Source organism: Terriglobales bacterium (assembly GCA_035457425.1).
GTDB lineage: Bacteria > Acidobacteriota > Terriglobia > Terriglobales > Acidobacteriaceae > JACPNR01.
On the sequence record DATIBR010000065.1, the window covers coordinates 1 to 25,807 of the forward strand.

32 protein-coding genes are annotated in these 25,807 nt (G+C 67.4%); 13 read left to right on the forward strand and 19 right to left on the reverse strand.

Annotated elements, in window-relative coordinates; all coding sequences use genetic code 11:
* The 3 genes from coaBC to priA form a co-directional block, all read left to right on the forward strand.
* A partial coding sequence (gene coaBC, locus VLA96_04550; GenBank protein HSE48456.1) for a bifunctional phosphopantothenoylcysteine decarboxylase/phosphopantothenate--cysteine ligase CoaBC occupies positions 1–966 on the forward strand: 966 nt, incomplete at its 5' end.
* Between the two features lie 11 nt (positions 967–977).
* On the forward strand, positions 978–1,745 hold the full coding sequence (locus tag VLA96_04555; GenBank protein HSE48457.1) for a uracil-DNA glycosylase: 768 nt from the start codon (positions 978–980) through the stop codon (positions 1,743–1,745).
* A gap of 55 nt (positions 1,746–1,800) precedes the next feature.
* Positions 1,801–4,227, forward strand: coding sequence for a primosomal protein N' (gene priA / locus VLA96_04560; GenBank protein HSE48458.1), 2,427 nt, complete (start codon positions 1,801–1,803; stop codon positions 4,225–4,227).
* On the opposite strand, the gene VLA96_04565 is transcribed toward priA, so the two are convergent.
* A complete protein-coding gene (locus VLA96_04565) occupies positions 4,224–5,234 on the reverse strand; it encodes a site-2 protease family protein (GenBank protein HSE48459.1) in 1,011 nt (336 codons plus the stop codon). The genes priA and VLA96_04565 overlap by 4 nt on opposite strands.
* Before the next feature lie 140 nt (positions 5,235–5,374).
* Positions 5,375–5,644 (reverse strand): HU family DNA-binding protein, encoded by a 270-nt coding sequence (locus VLA96_04570; GenBank protein ID HSE48460.1) that lies wholly within the window; start codon positions 5,642–5,644, stop codon positions 5,375–5,377.
* Positions 5,645–5,889: 245 nt separating this feature from the next.
* Between VLA96_04570 and dcd the strand changes: the two genes are divergently transcribed.
* Positions 5,890–6,447, forward strand: a complete 558-nt coding sequence (gene dcd, locus VLA96_04575) for a dCTP deaminase (protein ID HSE48461.1) — start codon at positions 5,890–5,892, stop codon at positions 6,445–6,447.
* 199 nt (positions 6,448–6,646) lie between these two features.
* Positions 6,647–7,030, forward strand: coding sequence for an RNA chaperone Hfq (locus VLA96_04580; GenBank protein ID HSE48462.1), 384 nt, complete (start codon positions 6,647–6,649; stop codon positions 7,028–7,030).
* A 176-nt stretch (positions 7,031–7,206) separates the two neighbouring features.
* Here VLA96_04580 and VLA96_04585 read toward each other — a convergent pair whose 3' ends face one another.
* Together VLA96_04585 and tmk are read right to left on the reverse strand one after the other, a co-directional pair.
* Entirely contained in the window at positions 7,207–8,298 is a 1,092-nt protein-coding gene (locus VLA96_04585) for a hypothetical protein (GenBank protein ID HSE48463.1), read from the reverse strand.
* On the reverse strand, positions 8,298–8,972 hold the full coding sequence (gene tmk / locus VLA96_04590; protein ID HSE48464.1) for a dTMP kinase: 675 nt from the start codon (positions 8,970–8,972) through the stop codon (positions 8,298–8,300). The genes VLA96_04585 and tmk overlap by 1 nt, the downstream gene beginning before the upstream one ends.
* A gap of 140 nt (positions 8,973–9,112) precedes the next feature.
* On the opposite strand from tmk, the gene VLA96_04595 reads away from it, so the two are divergent.
* Together VLA96_04595 and VLA96_04600 are read left to right on the forward strand one after the other, a co-directional pair.
* Positions 9,113–9,373: a hypothetical protein gene (locus VLA96_04595; protein HSE48465.1), complete on the forward strand. Its 261-nt coding sequence runs from the start codon at positions 9,113–9,115 to the stop codon at positions 9,371–9,373.
* Between the two features lie 78 nt (positions 9,374–9,451).
* Positions 9,452–10,387: a hypothetical protein gene (locus VLA96_04600; protein HSE48466.1), complete on the forward strand. Its 936-nt coding sequence runs from the start codon at positions 9,452–9,454 to the stop codon at positions 10,385–10,387.
* Positions 10,388–10,389: 2 nt separating this feature from the next.
* Here VLA96_04600 and VLA96_04605 read toward each other — a convergent pair whose 3' ends face one another.
* On the reverse strand, positions 10,390–11,139 hold the full coding sequence (locus tag VLA96_04605; protein ID HSE48467.1) for a PIG-L family deacetylase: 750 nt from the start codon (positions 11,137–11,139) through the stop codon (positions 10,390–10,392).
* Positions 11,140–11,227: 88 nt separating this feature from the next.
* Here VLA96_04605 and VLA96_04610 point away from each other — a divergent pair, with 88 nt between their 5' ends.
* On the forward strand, positions 11,228–11,851 hold the full coding sequence (locus tag VLA96_04610) for a hypothetical protein (GenBank protein ID HSE48468.1): 624 nt from the start codon (positions 11,228–11,230) through the stop codon (positions 11,849–11,851).
* Between the two features lie 8 nt (positions 11,852–11,859).
* Here the strand turns inward: VLA96_04610 and VLA96_04615 are convergent, their stop codons facing one another.
* The 6 genes from VLA96_04615 to rpsP all read right to left on the reverse strand — a co-directional run bounded on the left by VLA96_04615 (position 11,860) and on the right by rpsP (position 15,186).
* The gene (locus VLA96_04615) at positions 11,860–12,675 is read right to left on the reverse strand and encodes a ribonuclease HII (protein HSE48469.1); all 816 of its coding nucleotides are present in this window, start codon (positions 12,673–12,675) and stop codon (positions 11,860–11,862) included.
* Between the two features lie 138 nt (positions 12,676–12,813).
* Entirely contained in the window at positions 12,814–13,161 is a 348-nt protein-coding gene (gene rplS, locus VLA96_04620) for a 50S ribosomal protein L19 (protein HSE48470.1), read from the reverse strand.
* A gap of 60 nt (positions 13,162–13,221) precedes the next feature.
* Entirely contained in the window at positions 13,222–14,043 is an 822-nt protein-coding gene (gene trmD, locus VLA96_04625) for a tRNA (guanosine(37)-N1)-methyltransferase TrmD (protein HSE48471.1), read from the reverse strand.
* Positions 14,040–14,609, reverse strand: a complete 570-nt coding sequence (gene rimM, locus VLA96_04630; GenBank protein ID HSE48472.1) for a ribosome maturation factor RimM — start codon at positions 14,607–14,609, stop codon at positions 14,040–14,042. The genes trmD and rimM overlap by 4 nt, the downstream gene beginning before the upstream one ends.
* Positions 14,610–14,629: 20 nt before the next feature.
* Positions 14,630–14,884, reverse strand: coding sequence for a KH domain-containing protein (locus VLA96_04635; protein ID HSE48473.1), 255 nt, complete (start codon positions 14,882–14,884; stop codon positions 14,630–14,632).
* A gap of 50 nt (positions 14,885–14,934) precedes the next feature.
* Positions 14,935–15,186, reverse strand: a complete 252-nt coding sequence (gene rpsP / locus VLA96_04640) for a 30S ribosomal protein S16 (GenBank protein HSE48474.1) — start codon at positions 15,184–15,186, stop codon at positions 14,935–14,937.
* A gap of 182 nt (positions 15,187–15,368) precedes the next feature.
* On the opposite strand from rpsP, the gene VLA96_04645 reads away from it, so the two are divergent.
* Both VLA96_04645 and VLA96_04650 read left to right on the forward strand, forming a co-directional pair.
* Positions 15,369–15,611: a hypothetical protein gene (locus VLA96_04645; GenBank protein HSE48475.1), complete on the forward strand. Its 243-nt coding sequence runs from the start codon at positions 15,369–15,371 to the stop codon at positions 15,609–15,611.
* Between the two features lie 82 nt (positions 15,612–15,693).
* A complete protein-coding gene (locus VLA96_04650) occupies positions 15,694–16,074 on the forward strand; it encodes an RNA-binding S4 domain-containing protein (protein HSE48476.1) in 381 nt (126 codons plus the stop codon).
* Here the strand turns inward: VLA96_04650 and VLA96_04655 are convergent.
* From VLA96_04655 to VLA96_04665, 3 genes are all read right to left on the reverse strand, one after another.
* On the reverse strand, positions 16,071–16,769 hold the full coding sequence (locus VLA96_04655) for a peroxiredoxin-like family protein (protein ID HSE48477.1): 699 nt from the start codon (positions 16,767–16,769) through the stop codon (positions 16,071–16,073). The two genes, VLA96_04650 and VLA96_04655, sit on opposite strands and share 4 nt — an antisense overlap.
* Positions 16,770–16,822: 53 nt before the next feature.
* Positions 16,823–18,178, reverse strand: coding sequence for a signal recognition particle protein (ffh, locus tag VLA96_04660; protein ID HSE48478.1), 1,356 nt, complete (start codon positions 18,176–18,178; stop codon positions 16,823–16,825).
* Positions 18,179–18,243: 65 nt separating this feature from the next.
* Entirely contained in the window at positions 18,244–18,912 is a 669-nt protein-coding gene (locus tag VLA96_04665; protein HSE48479.1) for a TetR/AcrR family transcriptional regulator, read from the reverse strand.
* Positions 18,913–18,998: 86 nt separating this feature from the next.
* Here VLA96_04665 and VLA96_04670 point away from each other — a divergent pair, with 86 nt between their 5' ends.
* Positions 18,999–20,234 carry an MFS transporter gene (locus VLA96_04670; protein HSE48480.1) on the forward strand — a complete coding sequence of 412 codons (1,236 nt, stop codon included), beginning with the start codon at positions 18,999–19,001 and terminating at the stop codon, positions 20,232–20,234.
* On the opposite strand, the gene VLA96_04675 is transcribed toward VLA96_04670, so the two are convergent.
* Positions 20,231–21,217 (reverse strand): histone deacetylase, encoded by a 987-nt coding sequence (locus VLA96_04675; GenBank protein ID HSE48481.1) that lies wholly within the window; start codon positions 21,215–21,217, stop codon positions 20,231–20,233. The genes VLA96_04670 and VLA96_04675 overlap by 4 nt on opposite strands.
* A gap of 73 nt (positions 21,218–21,290) precedes the next feature.
* Here VLA96_04675 and VLA96_04680 point away from each other — a divergent pair, with 73 nt between their 5' ends.
* Together VLA96_04680 and VLA96_04685 are read left to right on the forward strand one after the other, a co-directional pair.
* On the forward strand, positions 21,291–21,821 hold the full coding sequence (locus tag VLA96_04680) for a periplasmic heavy metal sensor (protein HSE48482.1): 531 nt from the start codon (positions 21,291–21,293) through the stop codon (positions 21,819–21,821).
* A 133-nt stretch (positions 21,822–21,954) separates the two neighbouring features.
* Positions 21,955–22,191: a hypothetical protein gene (locus VLA96_04685; GenBank protein HSE48483.1), complete on the forward strand. Its 237-nt coding sequence runs from the start codon at positions 21,955–21,957 to the stop codon at positions 22,189–22,191.
* Here VLA96_04685 and VLA96_04690 read toward each other — a convergent pair.
* From VLA96_04690 to VLA96_04705, 4 genes are all read right to left on the reverse strand, one after another.
* Complete coding sequence (locus VLA96_04690) at positions 22,188–23,366, reverse strand: sodium/glutamate symporter (GenBank protein ID HSE48484.1); 1,179 nt, start codon at positions 23,364–23,366, stop codon at positions 22,188–22,190. The two genes, VLA96_04685 and VLA96_04690, sit on opposite strands and share 4 nt — an antisense overlap.
* Positions 23,367–23,454: 88 nt before the next feature.
* On the reverse strand, positions 23,455–23,871 hold the full coding sequence (locus VLA96_04695) for a helix-turn-helix transcriptional regulator (GenBank protein HSE48485.1): 417 nt from the start codon (positions 23,869–23,871) through the stop codon (positions 23,455–23,457).
* A 209-nt stretch (positions 23,872–24,080) separates the two neighbouring features.
* A complete protein-coding gene (locus VLA96_04700) occupies positions 24,081–25,298 on the reverse strand; it encodes a J domain-containing protein (GenBank protein HSE48486.1) in 1,218 nt (405 codons plus the stop codon).
* Positions 25,299–25,330: 32 nt separating this feature from the next.
* Positions 25,331–25,807 (reverse strand): nuclear transport factor 2 family protein (locus VLA96_04705; protein HSE48487.1); only part of this gene is annotated, 477 nt, incomplete at its 5' end.

Genomic DNA, 25,807 nt, shown 5'->3' on the forward strand with positions numbered 1-25,807 from the left:
CTGGTCGTGGCGCCGGCGACGGCGGACACGCTGGCCAAGTTCGCCAACGGGCTGGCCGACGACTTCCTTTCCACGCTGTTCCTGGCGACCAAGGCGCCGGTGGTCGTGGCGCCGGCGATGAACGTGAACATGTGGGAGAACGAGGCCACGCAGAAGAACATCGCGACGTTGAAGGCGCGCGGCGTGCGCGTGGTCGAACCGGATGCCGGGTACCTGGCCTGCGGCATGACCGGGCCCGGACGCCTCGCCGCGAACGAATCGATCGTGACCGCGGCACTCGAGGCGCTGGGCGCCACGCAGGATCTGGCCGGCGAGACGGTGCTGGTCACCGCGGGGCCGACGCGCGAGTATGTCGACCCTGTCCGCTACATCTCGAACCGGTCGAGCGGGAAGATGGGCTACGCGCTGGCGGAAGCGGCGCTGCGGCGCGGCGCGCACGTCATCCTCATCACGGGGCCGGTGGGGCTGAAGGCGCCGGGCGCGGCCGAGGTCGTGAAGGTCGAGACCGCCGAGCAGATGCGCGAGGCGGTGATGGCCAACCTGAAGCGCGCGAGCATCGCCATCAAGACGGCCGCGGTGGCGGACTACCGGCCGAAGCAGGCGGCGGCGGAGAAGATCAAGCGCAAGGGGCCGCTGACGATGGAGTTCGAGCCCACGGCGGACATCCTGGCGGAGATCGCGCGCGTGCGGCAGAACCAGCTAGTGGTAGGGTTCGCGGCGGAGACGAGCAACGTGCTGGCACACGCGAAAGACAAGCTGGAGCGCAAGCAGCTCGACATGATCGTGGCGAACGACGTCTCGAAGACGGAAATCGGGTTCGACAGTGACCGCAACGCGGTTTCGATCCTGACGCGCGACGGCCAGGTGATCGAGGTCGCGGAGACGACGAAGTGGGAGGTCGCGCACCGCGTCCTCGACGAAGTGGTCGCGCTCAAACAGCGCAAAGCTGCTACGATTCGGTCGTAAGTCGTAGCCCGATGACCGACCTGCTCAACGACCCAGAATTCCAAAGACAATTGGCCGCGCGGTTGCAGTATTACCGCGAGATGGGGATTTACGACCTGTATCGGCGAGGAGACGGCCAGAAGGCCGTCTCTGCCGAAGACGAGCGCGGGCGAGTCGCCCGCGCTCCAGCCGGCGAGCCGCCGGCGCTACCCATCGTGCGCGACGTCGAGGCCGAGCTGCGTGCCATCCGCGAGGACATCGGCGACTGCACGCGGTGCGTGCTGCACAAGGGGCGGAAGAACCTGGTGTTCGGCGTGGGGAACCCGCGCGCGGAGCTGATGTTCGTCGGGGAAGGTCCGGGGGCGGACGAAGACGCGAAGGGCGAGCCGTTCGTGGGTCGCGCCGGACAGTTGCTGAACAAGATGATCGAGGCGATGGGCCTGAAGCGCGAGGACGTCTACATCGCGAACGTGGTGAAGTGCCGGCCGCCGGACAATCGCACGCCGGAGCGCGACGAGATGGAGACCTGCGGGCCGTTTCTGTACCGGCAGATCGCGGCCATCCAGCCGAAGGTGATCGTGGCGCTGGGCGCGACCGCGACGAAGGCGCTGCTCAACGTGAACGAGCCGATGAGCGCGCTGCGCGGACGCTGGCACGACTTCCGCGGGACCAAGCTGGTGGCGACCTACCATCCTGCGTACCTGCTGCGCGACCCGCGCCAGAAGGGCGAGGCGTGGAAGGACCTGCAGATGGCGATGAAAGAGCTGGGGCTGAAGCCGCCAAAGGGCAGTGGTCAGTAGCCAGTGAGCGGCGCATCCGCGCCGCTTTTTTGTCCTGATACATTGTTAGCCGCACATGCCCGAATACTGCGACGTGGCGTTACCGGTCCCGCTCGACGCCACCTTCACGTATCGCGTGGGAGCGACCGCGCCGGTGGTCGGCGGGCGCGTGCTGGTGCCGTTCGGGCAGCAGCGCATGGCCGGCGTGGTCGTGCGGTTGCACGACGAGAAGCCATCCGTAAAGACCAAAGAGGTGCTCGAGGCGCTCGACGCCGCGTCGCTGCTGGATGCGCCCATGCGCGAACTGGCGGAGTGGATCGCGAGCTACTACCTGGCGCCGCTGGGCGAGGTCTTCCGCGCCATGCTGCCGGTGATGGCAGAGGTGCGGCGCATCCGCGAATACCGCATCACGGACGCCGGCCACGAGGCGCTCTACCAGGCGAGCGAGGTCGGGTCGTCGCGGCGGACGCAGCGCACGCCGGCGGAGCAGGACGTGGAGTACGCCGTCCTGAACTACCTGAGCGGCCGCGAGCTGGCGCGCGAGGGCTCGCTGCGGGCGGCGACCGGCGCCTCGCGCGCGCTGCTGGCGGGCATGCTGCGTAAGAAGTGGATCGCGTGGCAGGACGTCTCGGAAGCGCGCGAGCAGAAGCGCGTGGCGAAGGTGGCGGTGCTGAAAAACGCCGAGGGGAAGCTGAACGACTCGCAGCGGGCGATCGTCGAGGCGCTGGCGGCGAGCGGCGGGCGGCTGCACGTGGCGACGCTGCACGGGCTGGACATCTCGCCCAGCTCGCTGAAAACGCTGGAGAAGCGCGGCGTGGTGGAGATCGTGGAGGAGGCGCAGGACTTCCACCTCACGGGCATGAAGGCGAAGAAGCGCGACTACCAGCTCAACGCCGAGCAGCAGGGAGCACTGGAGCGGATCACGTCGGCGGCGAAGGCGGGGAAGTTCTCGGCGTCGCTGCTGTTCGGGGTGACGGGATCGGGCAAGACGGCGGTGTACCTGGCGGCGATGCAGGAGGTGCTGGCGGCGGGGAAGTCGGCGCTGATGCTGGTGCCGGAGATCGGGCTGACGCCGGCAGCGGCGGCGCACCTGTACGAGATCTTTGGCGACGAGGTGGCGATCCTGCACTCGGCTTTGACGCCGGCGGAGCGGGCGGAGCAGTGGCGGCGGATCCATGCCGGCGGCGCGCGCATCGTGGTCGGGACACGCTCGGCGGTGTTCGCGCCGGTGCCGGAGCTGGCGCTGATCGTCGTCGATGAAGAGCACGATTCTTCCTACAAGCAGGAGGAGACGCCGCGGTACCACGGGCGCGACGTCGCGGTGATGCGCGGCAAGCTGAGCGGCGCGGCGGTGGTGCTGGGCTCGGCGACGCCGTCGCTGGAGTCGTTCCACAACGCGGAGAGGCAGAAGTATGCGCTGCTGGCGCTGCGCGAGCGGGTGGAGAAGCGGCCGCTGCCCGAGGTCGAACTGGTGGACATGAAGGCGGAGTTCGCCGAGACGGGCGAGGATCACCTGTTCGCGCGCAAGCTGACCGGGGAGATCACCGCATGCCTGGCGCGCGGCGAGCAGGCGATGATCCTGCTGAACCGGCGCGGGTACTCGGCCATCGTGCTGTGCCGGACGTGCGGGGAGAAGATCGAGTGTCAGAACTGCGCCATCGCGCTGACGTACCACAAGGGCGCGAACAAGCTGGAATGCCACTACTGCGGGTTCAAGCGTCCGGTGCCGAAGACGTGCCCGAAGTGCGGGAGCGAGTACCTGTACTTCCTCGGGTCGGGGTCGGAGAAGCTGGAGGACCTGCTGCAGCGGGAGTTTCCGACGGCGCGCATCGGGCGGATGGACCGCGACACGGTGCGCGGGCGCGCGGACTTCGAGCGCGTGCTCGGCCAGCTGCACTCGGGCGAGATCGACCTGCTGGTCGGGACGCAGATGATCGCCAAGGGACACGACGTGCCGGGGGTGACGCTGGTCGGGGTGGTGGGCGCGGACTTCGCGCTCGGTTTCCCGGACTTCCGGGCAGCGGAGCGCACGTTCCAATTGCTGACGCAGGTGGCGGGGCGCGCCGGGCGGGGGGAGCAGCCGGGGCGCGTCGTGCTGCAGACGTTCTTTCCCGACCACTACGCCATCCAGTTCGCGGCGCAGCACGACTACGAGGGCTTCTACCAGAAGGAGGTGCGGTATCGCGGGTGGATGCGGTATCCGCCATTCTCGGCGCTGGCGAACGTGCTGGTGCGGAGCGACAGACTGGAGCAGGCGCTGCGGTGGAGCGGCGTGCTGGGTCGCTGGTTCGAGGGGAACAAGACGAAGAGCGTACGCGTGCTGGGGCCGGCGGCGGCGCCCATCGTGCGTCTGAAGCGGGACTACCGGTACCACTTCGTGCTGAAGTCGGATTCGCGGAAGCGGCTGAACGAGCTGCTGCGGGCGATGCTGGGACACGCGGCGGAGCAGAAGATCCCGCGGACGAACGTGATCGTGGACGTGGACCCGCTATCGCTGCTCTAGCGGTGGAAGTCGGCCCAGGAGTCGAGCAGGGAGCCGCCGACGATGGGCGCGGGCGTGAACGACAGGACGAAGATGAGCAGGGCGAGGAGCGCGAGTATGCGGCGGCCGCGGCCGAGCTCCGGCAGCGGCGCGACCTGCGGGTGCCGCGCGCCCATGAGCGCGAGGAAGAGCGCCCAGAACATCCAGCCACCCCAGAACAAGAGCGCCATCGGCAGCAGCAGGAGCGTGAGCGCGCGCGTGGAGCGGCGGTGCGCCGCGGGGGCGACGGCGTAGATGAGGTGTCCGCCGTCGAGCTGGCCGCCGGGCAGCAGGTTGAGCGCGGTGGCGAGCAGGCCGATCCAGGCGGCGATGGCGATGGGGTGGAGGTAGAGGGTGTCGAGGCTGAGCTGCGCGGCGCCGTAGTGCGACCACGGCATGAGGGAGTGCAGCAGGTGGAAGAGCAGCGGGTATCCGAAGGCGATGTCGGACTCGGCGACCAGGCCGGGGGCGTGCCTGGAGAGCAGCAGTCCCACGACGGCCGCGGGCAGGGCGACCACGAAGCCAGCGATGGGCCCGGCGACGGCGATGTCGAACAGCGCGCGGCGGTCCGGGATGGGCGACTTGATGCGGATGAAGGCGCCGAAGGTCCCGAGCAGCGTGGGCGCAGGGATGAAGAAGGGCAGCGTGGCGTAAACGCGGTAGCGGAGGCAGTAGAGGAAGTGTCCCATCTCGTGGGCCAGGAGGATGGCGAGCAGGGTGACCGAGAATGGGATGCCGAGCAGCAGGTTGCGGGGGTGGGAAAGGACCCAGCGGAGCGGGAAGAAGTCGTGGTCGAGGCGCAGCGGCGGCAGGTTGTTGAGGAAGTTGTACTCGAGGCGCGCGCCCATCATCAGCGTGGTGAAGACGGTCAGCAGGAAGAGGAGGAGATGGAGCCAGTAGCGGCGGCGGGGCGGGCGGAGGACGTAGACCGGATAGGGGTGGCCGGGGTCTGCGAGGGAGATGGAGAGGTTGGTTTCGGGTGTGCTCACGGGAGGCCGGATATCAGTATAGGGGTTCCTCGACTCGCGCTCCCTCGTCCGCCACGGCGGACTCCGGTCGCGCTTCGCTCGGAATGACAACAAAGAAACAGCGCGGCGCACAGCGGCCGCGCTCGGGGACGCCGGTGGTGCTAGTCGATGGACTGCAGCTCTTTGCCGGGCTTGAAGCGGACGGCTTTGCCGGGGGGAATGTTGACCTCGGCGCCGGTGCGAGGGTTGCGTCCGATGCCGGTCTTGCGGGGGCGGACGTTGAAGACGCCGAAGCCGCGCAGCTCGATGCGGTCGCCGCGGGACAGCGCTTTCTTCATGCTCTCGAAGACGATCTCGACAGCCTGCTCGGCCTTGGTCTTGGTGATGCCGGTCTTCGAGACGACCTGGTTGATGATGTCGAGCTTGATCACGGTCGGGCTCCGCGACGCTGGGATGCTGGGATTGTTGGGGATTCTTCCAACTAGCGGATACTAAAGGGGATAGCGGACGTTGTCAACGAAAGGTTTGGGCGGGGTTTCCCACAGCTTTTTTCGGCTGCCGGATTCCCAAAAGCCGCGGCTTCGGGGATATTGAAGGGAGAAGCTCACTGCCTAGCGAGGAAGGGATTAGCATGAGTTCTGCCGCGCCCGTGGAAGTGCCCGTAAAGAGGACAGGAATGTCGATCAAGAGCGATCGCTGGATCCGCATGATGGCGCTGGAACACGACATGATCAACCCATTCGCCGACCGGCAGAACGCCAGCGGCATGATCTCGTACGGGCTGTCGTCGTATGGGTACGACCTGAGGGTGTCGGACGAGTTCAAGATCTTCACGAACGTGAACAACTCGATCGTCGACCCGAAGGATTTCCGCGAGGAGTCGTTCGTGACGAAGCGGACGGACGTGGCCATCATCCCGCCGAACTCGTTCGCGCTGGCCAGGTCGGTGGAGTACTTCAAGATCCCGCGCGACGTGCTGACGCTATGCGTGGGCAAGAGCACCTACGCGCGCTGCGGCATCATCGTGAACGTCACGCCGTTCGAGCCCGAGTGGGAAGGGTTCGTGACGCTGGAGATCTCGAACACGACGCCGCTGCCGGCGAAGATCTACGCCAACGAGGGACTCTGCCAGATCCTGTTCTTCCAGTCCGACGAGATGTGCGAGGTCAGCTACAAGGACCGCAAGGGCAAGTACCAGGCGCAGCAGGGGATCGTGCTGCCGAAGATCAAGTAGCCGCCGGCAAGTGGACAGTGGACGGTGGACAGCTCGCGTCCCGTGACCGTCCACTGTCCACTCGCTGTGGACTGTGGACTACCCCTGTGATAGGGTAGGCAGCAAATCTAGCCTGCATCGATTTCCCCGGAGAGAGCTGCGCGGCCGCACGCATGTGCCGTTGTCTGCTATCCGGCCGATGCGGTCCAGTCGAGGCCTCATGAAAGACGACTCCACGGCGGCGCGGCAGGCGCCCGAGACGGTTACGGACGACTTCTCGAACCGGAAGCTGATCCGGCCGACGCTGACGCGTCCGGAGCAGCCGGAGCGGCGGGAGCGGCCGATGGGTGGCGGCGGAGGCCGCAAGCCCACCCCCCCGGAGCAGACCCACGCCGAGAACTTCTACTACCAGAAGCAGATGCAGACGCATACGCGGCTGGTCGTGGTGCTCAAAGACGGCGAGCAGATGCACGGGACGATCGAGTGGTACGACCGCGATTGCATCAAGCTGAACCGGGGCGGGCAGTCGAACATCCTGATCTACAAGCCGAGTATCAAGTACATCTACAAGGACGAGAACGGCCGCAATCACAACGGCGGCTAGGCTTCCACAAGAACGAACGACGCCCGCCACGGCGGGCGTTTTGCTTTGGTCAAAACCAAGACAGGAGGAAGGGAGGAGGGGAGGTTTGCGGAGAAGTCCTCTTTCTTGCTGGGTTCTGGCGAGTTCGCTCGGTATGGCTCACGAGAAAGGGAAGAGAGGTGGGCGCGGAAACTTGCCTAGCGCTCGAGGGAGACGGCGAAGGCGTCGAGGGAGAGCGAGCGCAGCAGATTGCGGCGCATGCCGCGCTCGACCTCGGCGAGTCCCTGGGCGGCGGCGGCGAGCCAGGGGAAGTCGATGGAGCCGGCAAGGCGCGTGAGGTCGGGCGCGATGTCTACGTTGCGGATGAGCTCGGTGGCGCCGGACCTGGCGAACATCAGGTCCTCGAGGAGGAGATAGAGAGCGCGCAGGAGCTGGTCGGTCTTCTCGCGGCCCTCGGCGCCGGCGCGGTAGGTCTCGGTCACGCGGAAGAGCGCGCTGTGGTCCTCGGCCGAGATGGCGGACTTGAGGAGCGCGAGCGCGTCGGTGCGCGCGGCGATGTAGGCCGCCAGGTCGAAGGACCTGGCGCGGCCGATGGCGCCCTCGGCAAGGCGGGCGATGAGCGCGCGCTGCCTGGCCGCGAGCTCGGGGCGGCGGGCGAGATATTTCTCGATGTCGGCGACGGGCAGCGCGCCGAGCGTGAGCGTGACGCAGCGCGAGCGGATGGTCGGCAGCAGCTCGCCGGGATTCTCGGCGAGCAGGAAGAGGGTCGCGAACTCGGGCGGCTCTTCCAGGACTTTCAGCAGCGCGTTCTCGGCCTCGCGGATGAACGCGGTGCAGGTGAAGATGTAGACGCGTTCGCGGCCTTCGCCGGGCCGGTAATAGATGGTGCCGATGACGTGGCGCACCTGGCCGACCTTGATCATCATCTGCGGCGGGTCGGCGGGGATGATGAGGACGTCCGGGTGGGTCTGGACGAAGATGCGGGTGTCCTTCTTGTCGGTCTCCTTTAGGCCTTCGCGGGCTTCGACGGCTTCGTGGAAGCGGGCTTCGAAGTCGTCGGCCTGGGCGATGCGGGTGCAGTTGGAACAGCGTCCGCAGAACTCGGCGAGACCGTTCTCGCGCGGCTGGTCGAGGCAGTTCATCGCCTTGGCGGCCATCTGCGCGAGCGTGTACTTGCCGGCGCCGCGGGGGCCGGCGAGGATGACGGCGTGCGGCAGGCGCCGGCGCGCGATCATCTCGCGCAGGCGAGTGACGGTTTCCGAGTTGCCGTGGAAGTCGGAGAAAGGCATCAGCGGCGGGCTCCGGTGGCGGACTTGAGGAGGCGCTCGCGCACCAGGCCGAGGATCTCTTCGGAGACGGGGTCGGCCTGCTTCCGGGCGTTGACCACGACGACGCGCTGCGGCTCGCGCTTGGCGATCTCGAGGTACTTGTCGCGGACGCGGCCGAAGAAGGCGCGCGACTCGGACTCAAAGCGGTTCTCGTCCACCGTGACGCCTTTCTGCTGGTTGCGGCGGCGCGCGCGCTCCACGCTGGCAGCGACCTCGGAATCCATCAGGATGGTGAGGTCGGGTTGGAGGTTTCCGCAGAGCGTGCGATGGAGCGCGAGGACGGGTTCGGAGCCGAGCTTGCGGCCGCCGCCCTGGTAGGCCTCGGAGGAGTCGGTGAAGCGGTCGCAGAGGACGAACTTGCCGTGGTCGAGCGCGGGGCGGATGACCTCGGCGATGTGCTGGGCGCGCGCGGCGAACATGAGCGCGAGCTCGGCCCAGGGGTCGAGGCCCGCGGTGCGCGAATCGAGCAGGACGGCGCGGACGTTCTCGCCGATGGCGGTGCCGCCGGGCTCGCGCGTGGTCACGACGGTGAGCCCCTGCTTGCGCAGGGCGGCGGCAAGGCGCTCGAGCTGCGTGGACTTTCCGCAGCCGTCGAGGCCCTCGATGGTGATGAACTTGCCGCGCCGGGTGGTCATCGAACCCGAATCATATCAGTCGCACCCGATCAGGATGCTCGCCTCGCGCAGCGGCGCGGTGGCTCGCCCAGGTCCTTCGCTCGGCAAAAAGAAGAAACGCCTCGCCCAGGATGACAGCCCCGCGTGGTAGACTCCGCGCCATGATGCGGGTCGGCGACTACATCGAGACGTACTGCTCGAAGTGCAAGCGGCCGAGCGACCACTCCGTGGTGGCGATGGAGGGCGACAAGGTCACGCGCGTGCGGTGCCGCACCTGCGACTACGACCACTCCTACCGCGCCGGCCAGACCGGCAAGAAAGAGATGACCAAGGAGGAGGCCTTCAACAAGGTGCTCGCCTCGGTGATGGGCACGATGCCCGGCGGCATGCCGGAAGATAAACCCAAGAAAAAGAAGAAGTAGACCGGCCGGCGGCGGGCGGTGTGTATCATGGCCCATCTTTCCCAGGGCTCCGGGACCCGCACGCTCCGGAGGTGTGTGATGAAGCGCTGGGCCATCCTTGCAGCCGGCCTGTTGCTGGCCGGCATCTCGTTCGCACAAACCACCTTCCCCGACGTCAAGGCGCGCTTCGTGAAGAGCAACGAGCGCGAGATGGACGAAAAGGGCGCAACGCTGGTATTTGACGACGCGGCCCGGCGGCTGCGCGTGAAGTCCGGCGACCGTCCCCTCGACGTCGCCTACGACGACATCAGCAAGGCCGTGGTGGAGGTCGACACGCTGGGGCGGAAGGCCGGGTTCGGCGCGTCGTTCCTCGGCATGATGGCGGGCGGGCTGCTCTTCGGCAACGCCATCGCCACCTCGATCGACAAGCCCTTCGACAACGACCACTACCTGGTGCTCGAGCACAAGCAGGCCGGCGGCACGGCGACGTACGGGTTGGTGATCGACAAGAAGTCGGCGGCGGCGGTGATGAAGGCGCTGCAGGGCGCCCTCGGCGAGCGCCTGCAGGTGCCGGTCTTCGAGGAGAAGCCGCTGGAGATCGACAAGGACACGCTGCCGAAGGTCCGCATCCGCTACCTGAACACCGACAAGCAGCATCCGCTGCCCGAGGTGAAAGGCGACAAGGCGCTGGTCGTGGTGGCGTCGCCGGCGACGGTCATGCGGCGCATCGGGCCGGAAAAGCGCTACGCCTACGCCGGGCTCTGGGCCAACGGGAAGCTCGTGGGGTTTACCGGGCCCGGCTGCTACCTCTTCTTCTACCTCGAGCCGGGGGAGTACGACCTGATCAGCCAGACCTACGACGCGGTCGGCTTGCGGATGAAGCTGGAAGCGGGCAAGGAGTACTACCTCACCCAAACGCTCTACGCGAAGGGGATCCGGCCGCGGTCCTTCCTGACCCGCCACTCGAAGGAGCTGGTGATGTACGAGGTCGGCGGCTCGCTGTGGTCGGACTGGAGCATCGAGGAGAAGAAGTAGCGTTATTCCACTACGCCCGCGAACAGGTCCGTTTCCAGTTCCTTGTCGGCGTGGCCGGGCTTGAGGCGGTTGGCGAGGTGGTAGTACTCGACCTGGCCGCGCGCGCGCACGGTCTTCTCGTAACGTTCCAGCAAAGGATTCTGCGAGGTGTGCGCGGCGAAGGCGCGGATCTTCGTCTCGAGGTGCCGGCCGATCTGGATGGCGGTGGTGATGGGCGCGAGCGCGACCGGGTGCGGGTAGTCGGGCAGGGAAGAGGGCGCGGTGGAGTAGTAGAGCTTCTGGGCGTAGTGAGGCGCGAGGCCGGATTCGAGCTGGTCGGTGAAGCGGTTGGAGCGGCCGGCCCAGTGGTAGGCGGCGGAGGCGAACAACGAGGCCATCGAATGGTCGGGGTGCGCGGTGATGACGCCCTCGGTGCCCTGGCAGAGCACGATGTGCGGCTTCACGGTACGGATGCGGCGGACCAGGGTGCCGACGACCTCGAGGAAGTTCTCGCGGTCGAGGCCGGCGTCGCGGTAGCCGAGCACCTCGCCGTCATGGACCTTGAGGATGGCGCAGGCGGCGGCGAACTCGTTGCGGCGCAAGGCGGCGAGCTCGTCGTCGGACCTGGCGCCGCCGCGGTTGCGGGCGGCCTGGCCGGGGGTGAGGCAGGTGACGTAGGTCTGGACGCCGCGTTCCGCGTAGATGAGCAGGGTTCCGCCGAAGCTGCCGGCTTCGTCGTCGGGATGGGCGGTGACGCAGAGCAGTCGGAACATTTTTCGGCAAACGAGCGGAGCAGCAGCAGGACCGCGGGGCGGCATCTCAAAAGCAGCGGAGTGACGTCGCCTCCGCCTGCAGGCCCCCATGCAGAATACAACGCAGACGCGCCGGCTGACGATCCTCGGGGTCGTGCTGCTGCTGGCCGCCGCGGGCGCCGCCTCGGGTCCCGCGAAGTCGGCACCCACGGCGTGGGGCTACGACTTTCACGCGGTGGTGCCGCTGGGCTACGACACGCTGCGACTGGAGCCGGCGAAGAAGGTCGTGTGCCTGCTGGCGTCGGCCGAGGCGATCGGGTTCGAAGGGCTGCAGCGGCGGGAAGACAACGGGCGGGTGCTGGTCACCAGCGCCAGCGGCGAGCCGGTCAAGCATTATCCCGAGGTCATCGACTTTCGGGTGACGGCGAGCGCGCGCAAAAAGAAGCTGGCCGACCGCGACGATGCGCCGTACCCGGTGCATGCGGAGCAGCCGGTGAACGACTACCTGCTCAGGCTGAAGTTCCGGCTGGTGATCTTCCACGGCCTGGAGGCGCGGGTGCTGGAGCCGGCGGCGGTCAGGCTGATCGGGGTTCCGGCGGACGTGCCGTACGACGAGCGCGTCTACCGCGTGTCGTTCAACGTGGGCAAGGTCGCGGTGGAAGACCGCATGGTGCTGGAAGTGCTCGACCCGGACGGCAACCGCGTGAGCAAGTTCCCGCTGATCGTCGGGTAGAGCGGCGGCTAGTGGTTCGCGGTTCGTTCGGGATCGAGCGATTCCGCGAGAGCCGCCTCTACGGCTTCTTCGTCCTGGGCGGCGAGACTCTTTTCCTCCAACATGAACGCCAGCACCTCCTGGGGGTGCGAGGCCATCCAGACCGGCGCGAAAGACTGGCGGTGGAGTGGCGAGGGCCCGTGCTCGCGGAGCACCGCGGCGTGCTTGCGCGTGAAGTAGCCCTTGTTGGAGGCGAGGCCGTAGACGGGGAAGACGGGGTCCCAGGCGGCGACCATGCGGTCGCGCTCGACCTTGGCGATGATGCTGGCGGCGGCGATGGAGGCGGAGAGGGCGTCGCCGTGGATGAGCTTGGTCTGCGAGCAGGGCGCGCCGGCGGAAGGCCAGTCGAGCCGCATGGCGTCGATGAGCAGGTGGTCGGGCGCCGGATTGAGCTGGGCGAGTGCCTCGAGCATGGCGACGCGCGACGCCTGGTAGATGTTGATCTGGTCGATGCGGGCGGAATCCACCGCGGCGATGGCCCAGGCGATGGCGCGCTCGCGGATGCGTTCGGCCAGGACTTCGCGGCGCTCGGCGGGGAGAAGCTTGGAGTCGCGCAGACCCTTGATGCGGTCGCCAGGGTCGAGGATGACGGCGGCGGCGACGACCGGACCGAAGAGCGAGCCGCGGCCGACTTCGTCCACGCCGGCAACCAGCCGGGCACCGGTGAGCCAGGCGCGCTTCTCGTAGCGCGTGGTGCACTTGAGGCGCTTGAGCAGGCGCATCTTGGCGGCCGCCTTGGAAAGCGGCTTGCCGTCGGGGGAGACGAGTTTCAGCTTGCGAGGCAAATATTCAACGCGGAGGCGCAGAGTACGCCGAGAAGACTAGAGAAATACTACTTCGAAACGCGTGCCGAAACACGAAGGCACAGGGGACGAAGAGAACCAGCCCTCTCCGCGTCCTCTGCGCCTCAGCGTTGGATCGGATTATTCGTCTTCGCGCAGGCGGGCGGCCTTGCCCTTGAGGTCGCGAAGGTAGAAGAGCTTGGCGCGGCGGACCTTGCCGGAGCGCACGACTTCGACCTTGTCGAGGACCTTGGAGTTGCGCGGGAAGATGCGCTCCACGCCGTGTCCGAAGCTGATCTTGCGGACGGTGAAGCTGCCCTGCGGCCCGTTGTTGATGGAGATGACGGTGCCTTCGAAGGCCTGGAGGCGCTCCTTGTCGCCTTCCTTGATCTTGACGTGCACGCGCACGTTGTCGCCCGGATTGAGAACGGGGATGTCGGTGCGCTGCAGCTTGGCCAGAACCTTGTCCATGATGGGTGAGATCGACATTTTCTTTTCCTCTTCCTGCCTGGGCTAAAGCCCCAAAATCAGATCCTGCACAACGCGGCGCTAAAGCGCCGCTTTTCGACCCGCTGCCCGAAGGTCAGCGAGCAGATCTTCGTCTTCCTTGCTCAGCGCGACCCCGGTGAGGAGGTCGGGCCGATTGCGCAACGTCTTCTCCAGCGCGCGGCGGCGACGCCACTTGCGGATGGCCTCGTGGTCACCCTGGACGAGGACCTCCGGCACCGGCAGGCCGCGGAACTCGGCCGGCCGCGTGTAGTGCGGATAGTCGAGCAATCCGCCCGAGGCGCAGGTCGCATCCGGCTCGCCGGCCGTCTTCGCGGCGCGCCGGGAGCTGAAGCTTTCCTGCTTCGACGAGGCCTCGTTGCCGAGCGCGCCCGGCACGAGGCGCGAGACCGCGTCGACGATGAGCGCCGCACCGAGCTCGCCGCCGGAGAGCACGAAGTCGCCGAGCGAGATCTCGCGGTCCGCCAGATGCTCGGCCACGCGCTCGTCCACGCCCTCGTAGCGGCCGCAGATGATGGCCAGCCGCTCAAGCCCGGCAAACTCCTCCGCCACCTTCTGGGTGAAGAGCTCGCCTTGCGGCGAAAGCAGGACGACGGATTCGTTCACCGTACCGGCTTTGCGGTCCGCCCGCGAGGCGATGCCCAGCGACTCGGCACACTCGAAGATGGGCTCGGGCTTGAGGACCATGCCCTCGCCACCGCCGAAGGGACGATCGTCGACCGTGCGATGCTTGTCGCGGGTGAAGGCCCGCAGGTCGCGCACTTGGATGTCAATGAGCGAAGCTTCGCGCGCCCGGCGCACGATGCCGTGTTCGAACGGGCCACGGAAGAAATCCGGGAAGATCGTGAGTATCTCGAACTTCATTCCGTCTGCTCGCCGCGCTGCTCCCGCTTCTCTTCCTCGGTGAGCGGCGCGTCCAACTCCAGCATGCCCTGGGGAAGCGCCATCTCGAGCCGCTTGCCCTGGACATCAAAACTCTTCACGTACTCGGCGGCGAAGGGGATGAGCCACTCCCGGCCTTCCGCCTTCACCACCAGCAGCCGCGCCTCGCCGGCGCCGGCCTGCACGTCGTCGATCCTGCCGACCAGGCGGCCCGCGTCGTAGAGGCCGGCGCCGACCAGGTCGCTGATGTAGGCCGCGCCCTCGGGCAGCGGCGTCCTGTCAGCCGCCGGGACCTGCAACTCGACCCCGGCCAACTCCTCGGCGGCGTCGATGGAATCGACGCCCGCAAACTTCAGCACCACGCGGCCCTTGTGCAGCCAGAACCCTTCCAGCGCGAGCTCGCGGCGCGAGCCATCGGCAGCGAGCGCCGACAGACGCGTACGCTCGGCAAAGCGCTCCGGAAAATCCGTGTGGAGCTCGGCGGCAACCTCGCCGTGCCGGCCCTGGGCGCGGACGACGCGCGCGACGGTGATGAACGCCTGGTCCACGAACGTCGCGGCCTCGTCCCCTACTCCAGGATCTCCAGCGTGTAGCGTTTCTTCAGCTTCATGCTGGCGGCGCCGAGGATCGTGCGGATCGAACGGGCCGTGCGTCCCTGCTTGCCGATGACCTTGCCGAGGTCATTGGGAGCGACGCGCAACTCGAGCACGGTGTTCTGCTCGCCGTCCACCGCGCTCACCTGAACCTGCTCGGGTTCGTCGACGAGCGCCTTCGCGATCTCCTCGACCAGCATGCGCATATCCCCACCCTGCTCGTTCGCCATACGACGGCTCCTTATCGTGCGGGGGCCTTATGCGTCCCTTGAATCGCCTATTATGCCGCTGTTCCGGCAGGGGTGGCGGGAGCTTTTTCGAGCAGACGGCTCACGGTCGGGGAGAGCTGGGCGCCCTGCGAGCGCCAGTACTCGATGCGGTCCTTCTTGAAATCGACGGTCGCCGGGCTGGTACGCGGGTTATACGTGCCCACGACCTCCACGGAGCGGCCGTTGCGGGCCCGCTGCTTGTCGATCACCACCACGCGATAGTAAGGCTGCTTGCGCGCACCAAAGCGCGCCAAACGGATCATCAGCACAGAACTTCTTTCCTTTCAGTTGTTCCCAGGAATCACTCCGAGGTGTGGGACAAACTTAGATTATCGCGTAAACCGCTGGATTTTGGCAAGTTAGGGCGCGGGAGGCAGGGAACCCGGCGGGCGGGGAGCCACATCCTAATTTCCAGCGTTCTCGAGGCGCGTCCCGGAGGGTAGTCATGGTCGAGATCAGTTGCGACAGCTGCGGCAAGGTAAAACCCGACGACGACAAGCGTCTCAAGCGAGAGACCTGGATCCTGGGCTGGGACCTGCAGGTCGAGAACAAGTCCGGGGTACAGCGCTCCATCCGCTTCCTCGACAAGTGGGACGACCGCCGGATCATCGAACTGGGCGCCATCCACCTGTGCTCGCAGGCGTGCCGGGACGGCTATCTGCGCGGCGAGCGCCGCTCGGCGGCGTAGTCCATAGTCCACCGTCCACAGCGCACAGGGGCCGAGAGGTCCACTGTGGACTGTGGTCTGTGGACTGTGTACTTTTGGCGTCATGGGCTCCGTACGCCTCGACAAGTGGCTGTGGGCGGCGCGCTTCTTCAAGACGCGCAGCCAGGCGGCGCGCGCGTGCGACCTGGGACGAGTGAAGCTCAACGGGCAGGCGGCGAAGCCGGCCCGCGAAGTGCACGTCGGGATGAGGCTGGCGGTCAGCGCGCCGGCCGGCGACTTCCAGGTCGAGGTGCTGGTGCTGAGCGACCTGCGCGGGTCGGCGGCAGTGGCGCAAACGCTCTACCGCGAGACCGAAGAGAGCAAGGCGGCGCGGCTGCAGACGGCGGCGGAACGCAAGGCGATGGCCGAGTGGGAGCGGCTGCCGGCGGGGAAGCCTTCCAAGCGCGACCGGCGCGCGATCCTCCGCTTTCGCGGCCGCGGCTAGAAGCCCTTCAGCATCTTCACCACACGCAGGACTTCCTGGGGCTCGGGGCGGCGCCGGAAGTCGGGGTCGGTGCGCACCCAGACGATGGTGGCGTCGGGGGCGATGACGAAGGTCGCAGGGACGGGCAGCTCCCAGTCCTTGTTGGCGTTGGCGTGCTCGAGGTTCACGAAGACGCCGCGATAGTGGGAGACCAGGTAAGAGGGCAGCTTCCAGGCGATGCCGTACTGGCGCGCGACGGTGTTGTCCTTGTCGCTCAGGACGGGGAAGCGCAGGTGGTGCTGCTCGGCGGTGAAGCCGGTGTGCTGCGGCTTCTGCGGCGAGACGGCGACGAGCGTCGCGCCCGCTTGCTCGAATAGCGGGCGAGCCTTCTCCAGCTCTTCCAGCTGCGCGATGCAGTAGGGACACCAGCGTCCGCGGAAGAAGACGAGCACGACCGGGCCTTGCGCGAGGCGGTCGCCGAGGATGAAGTTGCGGCCCTGCGCGTCGGGGAGCTCGAAGTTGGGAGACTTCTCGCCCGCGGCGAGCGCGAGGGCCGCCACCTTCGACTGGATGAGCTCGGCGACTGCGCGGCGCGAAGGCTCCATCCGGGCCGGGCCGATGAGGTCGTCGACATTGCGCGTGATGGCGTCGAGACGCTCGGCGAGCGAGGAGTACTCGGGCGTCGCCACATTCGGGTTGGAGCCGCGCCATTCCATGATGTGAGCGATTCAGAGTGGCCGCTGGAACGTGAGTCCGTAAGTGACCGCGGTCACATGCCCGGCAGTTTCATGCCGGCGAGGCGGCGGTCGAGCTTGCCGCGGCTCATGCCCTTGAACATCTTCTTCATCTGGGCGTACTGGCGAAGGAGCTGATTCACTTCCTGCACGCTGGTGCCGGAGCCGCGCGCGATACGCTTGCGGCGCGAGCCGTTGATGGACTCGTGGTGGTCGCGCTCGAAGGGCGTCATGGAGCTGATGATGGCTTCGACGCGGACGAGCTCCTTCTCGTCGAAGTTCTCGGCGACCTTCTGCATGCCGGCGAAGGGGCCGACCGCGGGCATCATCTTCACGATGCTTTGCAGCGAGCCGAGCTTCTTGACCTGGCGGAGCTGCTCGCGGAAGTCCTCGAGCGTGAAGCCGTCGCCCGCGAGCACTTTCTTCGCGAACTCCTCCGACTTCTTCTTGTCGATCTTCTCCTCGGCTTTCTCGATGAGCGAGAGGATGTCGCCCATGCCGAGGATGCGGCCGACGATGCGGTCGGGGTGGAAGGGCTCGAGCGCGTCGTACTTTTCGCCGACGCCGATGAACTTGATGGGCTGGCCGGTGACGGAGCGGATGGAGAGCGCGGCGCCGCCGCGGGCGTCGCCGTCCATCTTCGTCAAGACGACGCCGGTGAGCGAGAGCTTGTCGTGGAACTCTTTCGCGGAGTTGACGGCGTCCTGGCCGGTCATGGCGTCGGCGACGAACAAGATCTCCTGCGGGTTGAGGAGGCGCTTGAGCGACTGCATCTCCTCCATCAGCTGGTCGTCGATGTGCAGGCGGCCGGCGGTGTCGACGATGAGGACGTCGCAGCCGGTGTTGACGGCCTCGCGGCGCGCCTCCTTGGCGAGGCGCTCGACCGTCGCGGTGTTCGACTCCTCGACCTTGCCCTCGTAAATGGCTGCGGGGATAGCGTCGGCGACGACCTTGAGCTGCTGGCGCGCGGCGGGACGGTAGACGTCGACCGAGACCAGCAGCGGGCGGTGGCCGCCCTTCTTCAGCCAGGCGGCGAGCTTGCCGGAGGTGGTGGTCTTCCCGGAACCCTGGAGGCCGGCCATGAGCACGACGGTCGGCGGGGTGCCGAACTTGAGCTTGGCGGTGTCCTTGCCGAGGATGCGGACGAGCTCGTCACGCACGATCTTGACGACCTGGTCGCCGGGCGAGAGCGCGGTCATCACTTCCTGACCGAGCGCCTTCTCGCGGATGGCGTCGATCAGCTCCTTGACGACCTTGAAGTTGACGTCGGCCTCGAGCAGCGCGAGGCGGATCTCGCGCAGGGCTTCGCCGATGTTCTCTTCGGTGAGCGTGCCCTGGCCGCGCAGGTTCTTGAAGGCGCGCTGGAGCTTGTCCTGGAGGTTCTCAAACATATTCCGTAGACCGGCGTCGAATGTTTGATTCTATCAGCGCCCGCGAGTTGCTATGGGCCGGAGCGCTACGCCGGCCGCGGCCCCGCGCCCAGGTAGCTGAGGAAGGCGCGGACCAGTTCCTTCTTCAGTGCAGGCTCGTCCTTGGGGAGGAAGCCCTTCCATGGGCCCTGGTCGTCGGGGTGCTCCATGAGTTCGTAAAGCGAACTCGCCAGCATGAAGAGCGCGAGGGAGACGGCCTGCCGCGGGTCGGGATGGCGGATCCGCTCGCGGTGAGCGAGGAAGAGGTCGATGGCGCGCTCGTAGGCGCGCCTCTCCAGGCGGCTCGCCTTCCGCCAGAAGGGTGTGCCGCGGCGCGTGCGCGCGAACATGCGCATCGCGCGAAGCAGGGAAGCGTTGGCGCGGTAGGCGGTGACCATGCCGCCCACCACCTGCTCGGTAAAGACAGGCAACGGGATCAGCGCGACCTTCTCCGGGGTGAGGCCGCCTTTCATGCGCTCGTCCTGGCGCTCCAGGATGCCGAGGATCGCGGCCTCGAGCAGCGCCTCCTTGTCGCGGAAACGGCGGTAGACGGCGCCCGGGGTGAGCCCGGCGTGGTCCGCGATGCGGGGGATGGTGGTGCCTTCGAGCCCGCGCTGGCCGAGCACTTCGTTCGCCGCTTTCAGGAGCTTGCGCAACGACTCACGGCTGCGAACCTGCTGCGGCTCGAGGTTGGAGGACTTCCTGGTTCGGGGCATCGCCTACCTCGCGCGGGAAATGTACTTGACAGAGTATCCCGGATGAATGTAAATGTAAATTCACATTTACATAAGCCAGGATCGAGATGAGCACTGCCGCCTTGCCCGCCGCCCTGCCCGCCCCCGAGCGCCGCCCGCATCCGGTGCGCCAGCGCAATTTCCTGCTGTGGTGGCTGGGTGCGACCGTCTCGCTGGCCGGCGACCAGTTCTACATCGTCGCGCTGCCGTGGGTGGTGCTGCAGCTCACCGGCTCCGGGGTGGCGATGGGGACGGTCGCGATGGCGGCCGGGATCCCGCGGGCGGCGCTGATGCTGATGGGGGGCGCGGTGAGCGACCGCTCGTCGCCGCGGCGGCTGCTGATGGCGACGGCGACGGCGCGCACGCTGCTGGTGGCGGCGATCGGGGTGTTGCTGTGGCGGAACCAGCTCGCGCTCTGGCACCTCTACCTGCTCGCGACGGGCTTCGGGATCGCCGACGCATTCGCCCTGCCGACGGCTTCGGCACTGATGCGCACGCTGGTGCCGATCGAGCAGTTGCCGGCGGCGAACTCGGTGTGGCAGAGCAGCGCGCTTGTGACCGGCATCGTCGGTCCCGCGCCCGCCGGGCTGATCATGAAGAAGCTGGGTGTGGCGTGGGCATTCCTGCTCGACGCCTTCAGCTTCCTGTTCATCCTCGTGGCGCTGTGGCGGCTGCCGGATGCCCCGCCGGCACCGCGCCCGCAGGCGAGCAGCGTGTGGAGGTCGATCGGCGAGGGGCTGAAGTACGTCGGCAATGACGCCGCGCTGCGCTCGCTCATGTTGCTGACGGCGGTGCTGAACTTCTGCCTGGCCGGGCCGCTGAGCGTTGGACTGGCGTACATGGCGAAGCAACGGTTCTCGTCGCCGGCTGCCTTCGGCATGTGGATCTCGAGCGTGGCGGCGGGAACGTTCGTGGGGTTGCTGCTGGCGGGCGTGCTGAAGGCGAAACGCCGCGGGCTGCTGCTGGTCGCGACGAGCTCGACGTTGGGCGTGGCGATGTCTGCGATGGGATTCCTGCCGGGTTTCTGGCCGGTCGCCGCGCTGCTGGCGGCCATGGGCAGCCTGAGCGGCTTCATCAACGTGCAGTTCCAGTCGTGGTTCCAGCAGCGCGTGGAGCGCGCGGTGCTCGGTCGCGTGGCGAGCGTCGCGATGCTCTCGGCGTTCGGGCTGATGCCGCTCTCGATGGCGGCGGCGGGCGTGGCGGTGGAGTGGAACACGCGGCTGATGTTCCTGATCGCGGGCGCAGCGGTGCTGGTGGTCTCGCTGTTCGGCGCGCTGCAGAAGCCGGTGCGCGAGATCGCCTAGCCGCCGAGTCGTTTGCCCAGGATCTCCTTGGCGGCCAGCACGGTGTTGCAGTGGATGGTGACGGTGTCCTGCACGTTGCGGGCGTAGCCGCCGGCGTAGGTGACCATCACCGGGATGCCGTGCGCCTTGGCCGCCTTGAAGACCAGTTCGTCGCGCTCCTTCAAACCCTCGATGGTCAGCGCCAGGCCGCCCAACTGGTCTTCGCAGTAGGGGTCGGCGCCGGCGATGTAGCAGAGGAGGTCGGGTGTGAAGCGGCGCAGCCCGGAGGCAAGCGCGTTGTCGAGCCACGACAGGTACTGGGTGTCGGTCGCGCCGTCCGGCAGGTTGACGTCGATGGACGACGGCGGCTTGAACGCCGGGTAGTTGTGCTGCTGGTGCAGCGAGATGGTGAAGACGCCGTGGGCGGGCGTGTCGGAGTGCGCGGGGCTGGTGGGGGAGTGCGAGGGCAGAGGCGCGTGCGGGTCGTTGACCGGCGGGAAGATGGCGGCGGTGCCGTTGCCGTCGTGAACGTCGCAGTCGACGGTCATCGCGCGCCGGATCTTGCCGTCCTTCTGCAGGCGGCGGATAGCGACGGCGACGTCGTGGATCATGCAGAAGCCTTCGCCATGGTCGGGAAAGGCGTGGTGGAACCCGCCGCCCACGTTGAAGGCGACGCCATCCTGGAGCGCGAGCTCGGCGGCGCGGATGGAGCCGCCCGCCGCCAGCCAGAACGCCCGGACGAGCTCGGGTGAGTAGGGAATCTCCATCTGCATCTCTTCCATCGGCGAAAGCGTGCCGGTGGTGAGTTTGCGGACGTACTCGGGCGTGTGGGCGAGCAGGACGTCCTGATCGGTGGCGGGCTCGGGCGCCACGAAATCGGACTCACCGGCGATGTGCTCCCGCAGCAACCGCTGGTGGATGAGGCGGTACTTCTGCGCGGGAAAGACGTGGGCGCCGATGGGCAGGTAGTAGCCGTCGCTGTAGACGAGCTTGAAGGGAAGCATGGCGGCGGGGACGCAACTTTTCGACGCGCCCTGAGTTTATACGACCACAGGAAGAAGCAAGAGAAAGGGAGCTATGAAACGTACTATCGGAATCATCTTGGCAGGGGCGCTGAGCCTGGGCACGCTGACGGCGCTGGCGCTGGAGACGGCGCCGGGCGGGTTCGGCGGCGGGCAGGGCCGCCACGGGCGCCACGGCATGCACCGCAAGATGCGCATGGAGAAGTTTGCCGAGCGCCTGAAGCTGACAGCGGAACAGAAGCAGAAGCTGGAAGCGATGCACAGCCGGCAGAAGGAGCGCATGCAGTCGCAGCGGGAGCAGGCGCGAGCGGACCACCAGGCGCTGCAGGCGGAGCTGCGCAAGGAGAATCCGAACCAGGCCGAGATCCAGCGGCTGACGAGTTCGATCCAGCAGCGCCGGAACCAGGCGATGCAGGAGCGCATCCAGAACCAACTGGAGTTCAACAAGACGCTGACGGCGGAGCAGCGCGCGGAGCTGAACAAGATGGCCGGCGAGCGCGAGCAGAAGCGCCAGGAGATGCGCCAGCGCTGGGAGCAGCGCAGGCAGGAGAAGCAGCAGCCGGCGCCCACGACACCGCAGCAGTAGTTCGCACGCAGCGGCAGAGCAGCCGCCGTCCTTGCCTCCAGGGACGGCGGCTGTTTTTTGGCGAACAGCAGCTCTCACTGCCCATCCGGTGGCATCTCATCTTGCACAGCGGAGCAAAGTCATCGGAGGCCCTATGCAAGACACGAGGGAAGAAGCAGGACGCACCGCGCGCCGCCAGATGCGCGTGCATCCGACACTGACCGCAACCAGGAAGCCGGGGCGCCAGCCCCTGACGGGCGCCGGAAGCGACGAGAACCGGCGGCGGCGCGAAGACGCCGAGCGCAAAGCGATCGTCTCGGTCCACGGCGAAGACCTGTCGAGTGAAGACGAGATCGCGGACGCGCCGGAAGGCAAGGAGAACGCCGCCTAGTTCGCGAACCACCCCATCATCCGCGTGATGATGAGGGCGTTGGTGAAGTCGATCAAGAACGCCGCCACGACGGGCACCACCAGGTAAGCCCGCGGGGCGGCGCCGTATTTTTCGGCGAGCGCGTCCATGTTCGCGACCGCGTTGGGCGTGATGCCCAGCATGTATCCGACGAAGCCGCCGGAGATGACGGCGGCCTCATAGTCTCTCCCGACCAGCCGGAAGATGACCCAGTAGGTGGTCGCGACGATGAACGCGACCTGCGCCGCGAGGATGACCGCCAGCGGCAGGGCGAGCGCGGCGATCTCCCAGAGCTTGAGTCCGACCAGCGCGAGCGCGATGAACCAGGCGAGGGCGAGCGTGCCCAGCGTGGTGATAGTGCGGTCGGAGAGGCGGAGCCAGCCGAAGCGGTCGTTCAGGTTGCGCAGCACGCCGGCGACGATCATCGCGCCGATGTAGCCGGGCAGGACGATGCGGTGCGCGGTAAGCCAGGAGCCGAGCAGCGCGCCCAGGGACATCGCGACGGTCAGGACCAAGAGCTCGTTGAAGGGGAGCGCCGGCGTCTCGCCGGCAGGGGCGAGCGCATCCTGCGCTCGCGCTCCGGAGGTCGCTCCCGGGGCGAGCTTGCGGCGCGCGATGAGCAGCGTGGCGAGCGGAGCGCCCAGCAGGCCGCCGGCGATGATGCCGATCATCGCCGCGGCCAGGGCCAGCGCGGGCGCGCCGGCAACGCCGGCGCGCTCGAACTCGGGCGCGAAGGCGAGCGCGGTGGCAGGGCCGCCGGTGAGCGTGAGCGAGCCGGCGACGATGCCAAGCAGCGCGTTGGCGCCCATCAGCTTCGCCAGGCCGATGCCGAGCAGGTTCTGAAACACCGCCCACAGGGAAGAGAGCACCAGCAGCCAGGCGAGCGCGGGTCCGCCGGTGCGCAGCAGCTTGAGCCGCGCGCCCAGTCCGACGGTGGTGAAGAAGGCGACCATCAGGAGGTCGCGCAGGGTGTTGTCGTATTCGAGCGTGACGCCGCGGGCGTGCAGCGCGAGTCCGGCAAGAGAAAACAGGAAGCCGCCGATGACGGCGGGCGGGAGATTGAGGCGGTCGAGGAGGCGGAGATGCCGGCGCAGCAGGATGCCGAGGCCGAGGGCGAGCGAGGCGACGCCGAGGCCGATGATGGGGCTGACGGTCATCGCTGTGGGAGTTTACACGCTCGAAGATTGCCGAATAGGCCGGTGTCGGCCAATCCTGCAATCTGACTTCTGCAATGTGAAATCCGAATCAGCGCTTCTTGTCTTTTGGCGGGATGACGTTGGGCGCGGCCGGCGGGACGCGGTGGCGGATGGGGATGATGGCGCCCTTCGACGGGTCCGCAGGGACGTTATAGGCGCGCGCCATGATCTCCTTGCCCACGTAGTTCACGAAGCCCTGCATCTGGCGCTGCATCTCCTCCATGCGCGCGCGCATTTCCAGGATGATGGCGATGCCGGAGATGTTGACGCCGAGGTCGCGCGCCAGCGAGAGGATGAACTCGAGGCGCTCGAGGTCTTCATCGGTGTACATGCGCGTGTTGCCCTCGGTGCGCGAGGGCTTGAGCAGGCCTTCGCGCTCGTAGAGCCGCAGCGTCTGCGGATGGATGCCGTACATCTCGGCCACCGCCGAGATCATGTACGCGCCCTGTTTCTTTCTCTTAGCCACCAGAACCCCTTACCGCGGATGAACGCGGATGAACGCCGATCAAGAGTTTCCGAAAAGCATCTTGAACAGTACGAAGCCCGCACCCACGCCACCAACTGCAGCTAGTGAATATCGAACAACCGGATGCAGATCCTTGAATGCAAGCAAGGCCCAGCCCACGAATGCGCCAAACAAAGACGCAATTAGGACGACCTGCCAAATACTGAACATCAGCCGACCTGCTTCCAGAGTTCTTTGCGCGGGTCGTCGGTCTCGACCTTCTGCAGTTCCTGCCAGAGCTCGCGCGCCTTGAGGTCATGCGGCGGCGGGACGACGATCCTGAGCTCGACGATCTGGTCGCCGCGCTTGTCGGGGTTGGTGGCCGAGGGCACGCCTTTTTCGCGGAGGCGCAGCTTCTGTCCCGAGGCGGTGCCGGGCGGGATGCGGAGCTGCGCGCGGCCGTCGATGGTCGGGACGTCGACCTTGGCGCCGAGCGCGGCTTCGGGCGCGGTGACCGGCAGGACGAGGCGGATGTCGTCGCCCTCGCGCTGGAAGACGGGATGCTCGCCGGTGCGCACGATGATGTAAAGGTCGCCCGCGGGGCCGCCGCGCGCGCCCGCGTTGCCCTTGCCCGCGAGACGGATGCGCTGGCCGTCGCGCGTGCCCGCCTTGATGCGCGTCTCGAGCGGCTCGACGCGATTGACCACGCCCTGGCCGCCGCAGGCCGGGCACGGCGTCTGCGCCTTGCCGGCGCCGCCGCAGCGCGGGCACTGCATGTTGAACTTCATGCGGCCGCCCATCTGCGTGACCTGGCCGGAACCCTGGCACTGCGGGCACGGGCCGCTGCCCTCGAGGTGGCCGGCGCCGTGGCAGTTGGCGCAGGCTTCGTTGCGCGTGACGTTGAGCTTCATCACGCCGCCGCGGATGGCCGTCCAGAAGGGAACGGTGACCTGGTACTCGAGGTCGGAGCCGGGTTGCGGTCCGGCCTGGCGCCCGCGGGTCCCGCCGCCCCCGAAGATGCCGGAGAAGATGTCGCGGAAGCCGCCGGCGCCACTCGTACCTCCGCGCGGCTCGCCCTCGGCGAAGTCGGAAAAATCGAAGCCGGAGAAATCGAAGGGGACTTCCTGCGCGCCGCCGGTCCCGGGACGGAATCCCCCGAAGCCGCCGCCAGCTCCCCTGCCCGCGCGCGCGTAGGCTTCGGCCGCGGCGGGGTCGATGTTGTCGGAGTAATAGCCGAGCTGGTCGTAGATCTTGCGCTTCTTCGGGTCGGAGAGGACGTCGTTGGCCTCGGAGATCTCCTTGAACTTCTCCTCGGCCTTCTTGTCGCCGGGATTCACGTCGGGGTGGAACTTGCGCGCGAGCTTGCGGAACGCCTTGCGGATGTCGTCCGCGGAAGCGTTCTTCTTGACCCCGAGGGTCCCGTAATAGTCTTTGGCTTGGGTGGCCATGAGTTCCTTCGACTCGTCGCTTCGCTCCTCGCTCAGGATTTCGGCAGCGGGCTCCCGTCCGCCGCAGCGGACTCACGCCCGCTAAACGCCTCAACCTTGGGAATGCGCGTCGCCTGCCAGGCAACGACCTGCCAGCGGTTGTTGCGGCGAATGAAGGTGCCGGTGTTGCGGAAGGTGTTGGTCTCGCCGTCGTCCATCTTCTGGACGAGGCGGAACGCGACGATCGCGGTCGAGCCGTACTGGCGGACGGTGACGTCTTCGGCGGTGTAGGTGCCCTGACGCGCGTCCTTGGGCGGCGGCTCGTCGAACGACTTCATGATGTCTGTCTTGGTGATGGTGACGCCGGCGGAGCGGGTGTAGATGAGGTCGTCGGCGAAGAAGCGGTCATAGACCGAGTTGTCGTTCTTGCTGACGCCGGCCAGGAACTCGCGCAGCAGGGCGGTGAGCTGGTCGGCGGTGGAGGGCTTGGCGGCCAGGCAGGGAACAACCAGAGCCAGCAGCACAGCGAG

What these genes read in the sequence shown, in the direction of transcription:
- VLA96_04555 (HSE48457.1), top strand. Translation starts at nt 978, where the DNA reads ATGACCGACCTGCTCAACGACCCAGAATTCCAAAGACAATTGGCCGCG.
- priA (HSE48458.1), top strand. Translation starts at nt 1,801, where the DNA reads ATGCCCGAATACTGCGACGTGGCGTTACCGGTCCCGCTCGACGCCACC.
- dcd (HSE48461.1), top strand. Translation starts at nt 5,890, where the DNA reads ATGTCGATCAAGAGCGATCGCTGGATCCGCATGATGGCGCTGGAACAC.
- VLA96_04580 (HSE48462.1), top strand. Translation starts at nt 6,647, where the DNA reads ATGAAAGACGACTCCACGGCGGCGCGGCAGGCGCCCGAGACGGTTACG.
- VLA96_04585 (HSE48463.1), bottom strand. Translation starts at nt 8,298, where the DNA reads ATGCCTTTCTCCGACTTCCACGGCAACTCGGAAACCGTCACTCGCCTG.
- tmk (HSE48464.1), bottom strand. Translation starts at nt 8,972, where the DNA reads ATGACCACCCGGCGCGGCAAGTTCATCACCATCGAGGGCCTCGACGGC.
- VLA96_04595 (HSE48465.1), top strand. Translation starts at nt 9,113, where the DNA reads ATGATGCGGGTCGGCGACTACATCGAGACGTACTGCTCGAAGTGCAAG.
- VLA96_04600 (HSE48466.1), top strand. Translation starts at nt 9,452, where the DNA reads ATGAAGCGCTGGGCCATCCTTGCAGCCGGCCTGTTGCTGGCCGGCATC.
- VLA96_04605 (HSE48467.1), bottom strand. Translation starts at nt 11,139, where the DNA reads ATGTTCCGACTGCTCTGCGTCACCGCCCATCCCGACGACGAAGCCGGC.
- VLA96_04610 (HSE48468.1), top strand. Translation starts at nt 11,228, where the DNA reads ATGCAGAATACAACGCAGACGCGCCGGCTGACGATCCTCGGGGTCGTG.
- rplS (HSE48470.1), bottom strand. Translation starts at nt 13,161, where the DNA reads ATGTCGATCTCACCCATCATGGACAAGGTTCTGGCCAAGCTGCAGCGC.
- trmD (HSE48471.1), bottom strand. Translation starts at nt 14,043, where the DNA reads ATGAAGTTCGAGATACTCACGATCTTCCCGGATTTCTTCCGTGGCCCG.
- VLA96_04635 (HSE48473.1), bottom strand. Translation starts at nt 14,884, where the DNA reads ATGGCGAACGAGCAGGGTGGGGATATGCGCATGCTGGTCGAGGAGATC.
- rpsP (HSE48474.1), bottom strand. Translation starts at nt 15,186, where the DNA reads ATGATCCGTTTGGCGCGCTTTGGTGCGCGCAAGCAGCCTTACTATCGC.
- VLA96_04645 (HSE48475.1), top strand. Translation starts at nt 15,369, where the DNA reads ATGGTCGAGATCAGTTGCGACAGCTGCGGCAAGGTAAAACCCGACGAC.
- VLA96_04650 (HSE48476.1), top strand. Translation starts at nt 15,694, where the DNA reads ATGGGCTCCGTACGCCTCGACAAGTGGCTGTGGGCGGCGCGCTTCTTC.
- VLA96_04655 (HSE48477.1), bottom strand. Translation starts at nt 16,769, where the DNA reads ATGGAATGGCGCGGCTCCAACCCGAATGTGGCGACGCCCGAGTACTCC.
- ffh (HSE48478.1), bottom strand. Translation starts at nt 18,178, where the DNA reads ATGTTTGAGAACCTCCAGGACAAGCTCCAGCGCGCCTTCAAGAACCTG.
- VLA96_04665 (HSE48479.1), bottom strand. Translation starts at nt 18,912, where the DNA reads ATGCCCCGAACCAGGAAGTCCTCCAACCTCGAGCCGCAGCAGGTTCGC.
- VLA96_04670 (HSE48480.1), top strand. Translation starts at nt 18,999, where the DNA reads ATGAGCACTGCCGCCTTGCCCGCCGCCCTGCCCGCCCCCGAGCGCCGC.
- VLA96_04675 (HSE48481.1), bottom strand. Translation starts at nt 21,217, where the DNA reads ATGCTTCCCTTCAAGCTCGTCTACAGCGACGGCTACTACCTGCCCATC.
- VLA96_04680 (HSE48482.1), top strand. Translation starts at nt 21,291, where the DNA reads ATGAAACGTACTATCGGAATCATCTTGGCAGGGGCGCTGAGCCTGGGC.
- VLA96_04685 (HSE48483.1), top strand. Translation starts at nt 21,955, where the DNA reads ATGCAAGACACGAGGGAAGAAGCAGGACGCACCGCGCGCCGCCAGATG.
- VLA96_04690 (HSE48484.1), bottom strand. Translation starts at nt 23,366, where the DNA reads ATGACCGTCAGCCCCATCATCGGCCTCGGCGTCGCCTCGCTCGCCCTC.
- VLA96_04700 (HSE48486.1), bottom strand. Translation starts at nt 25,298, where the DNA reads ATGGCCACCCAAGCCAAAGACTATTACGGGACCCTCGGGGTCAAGAAG.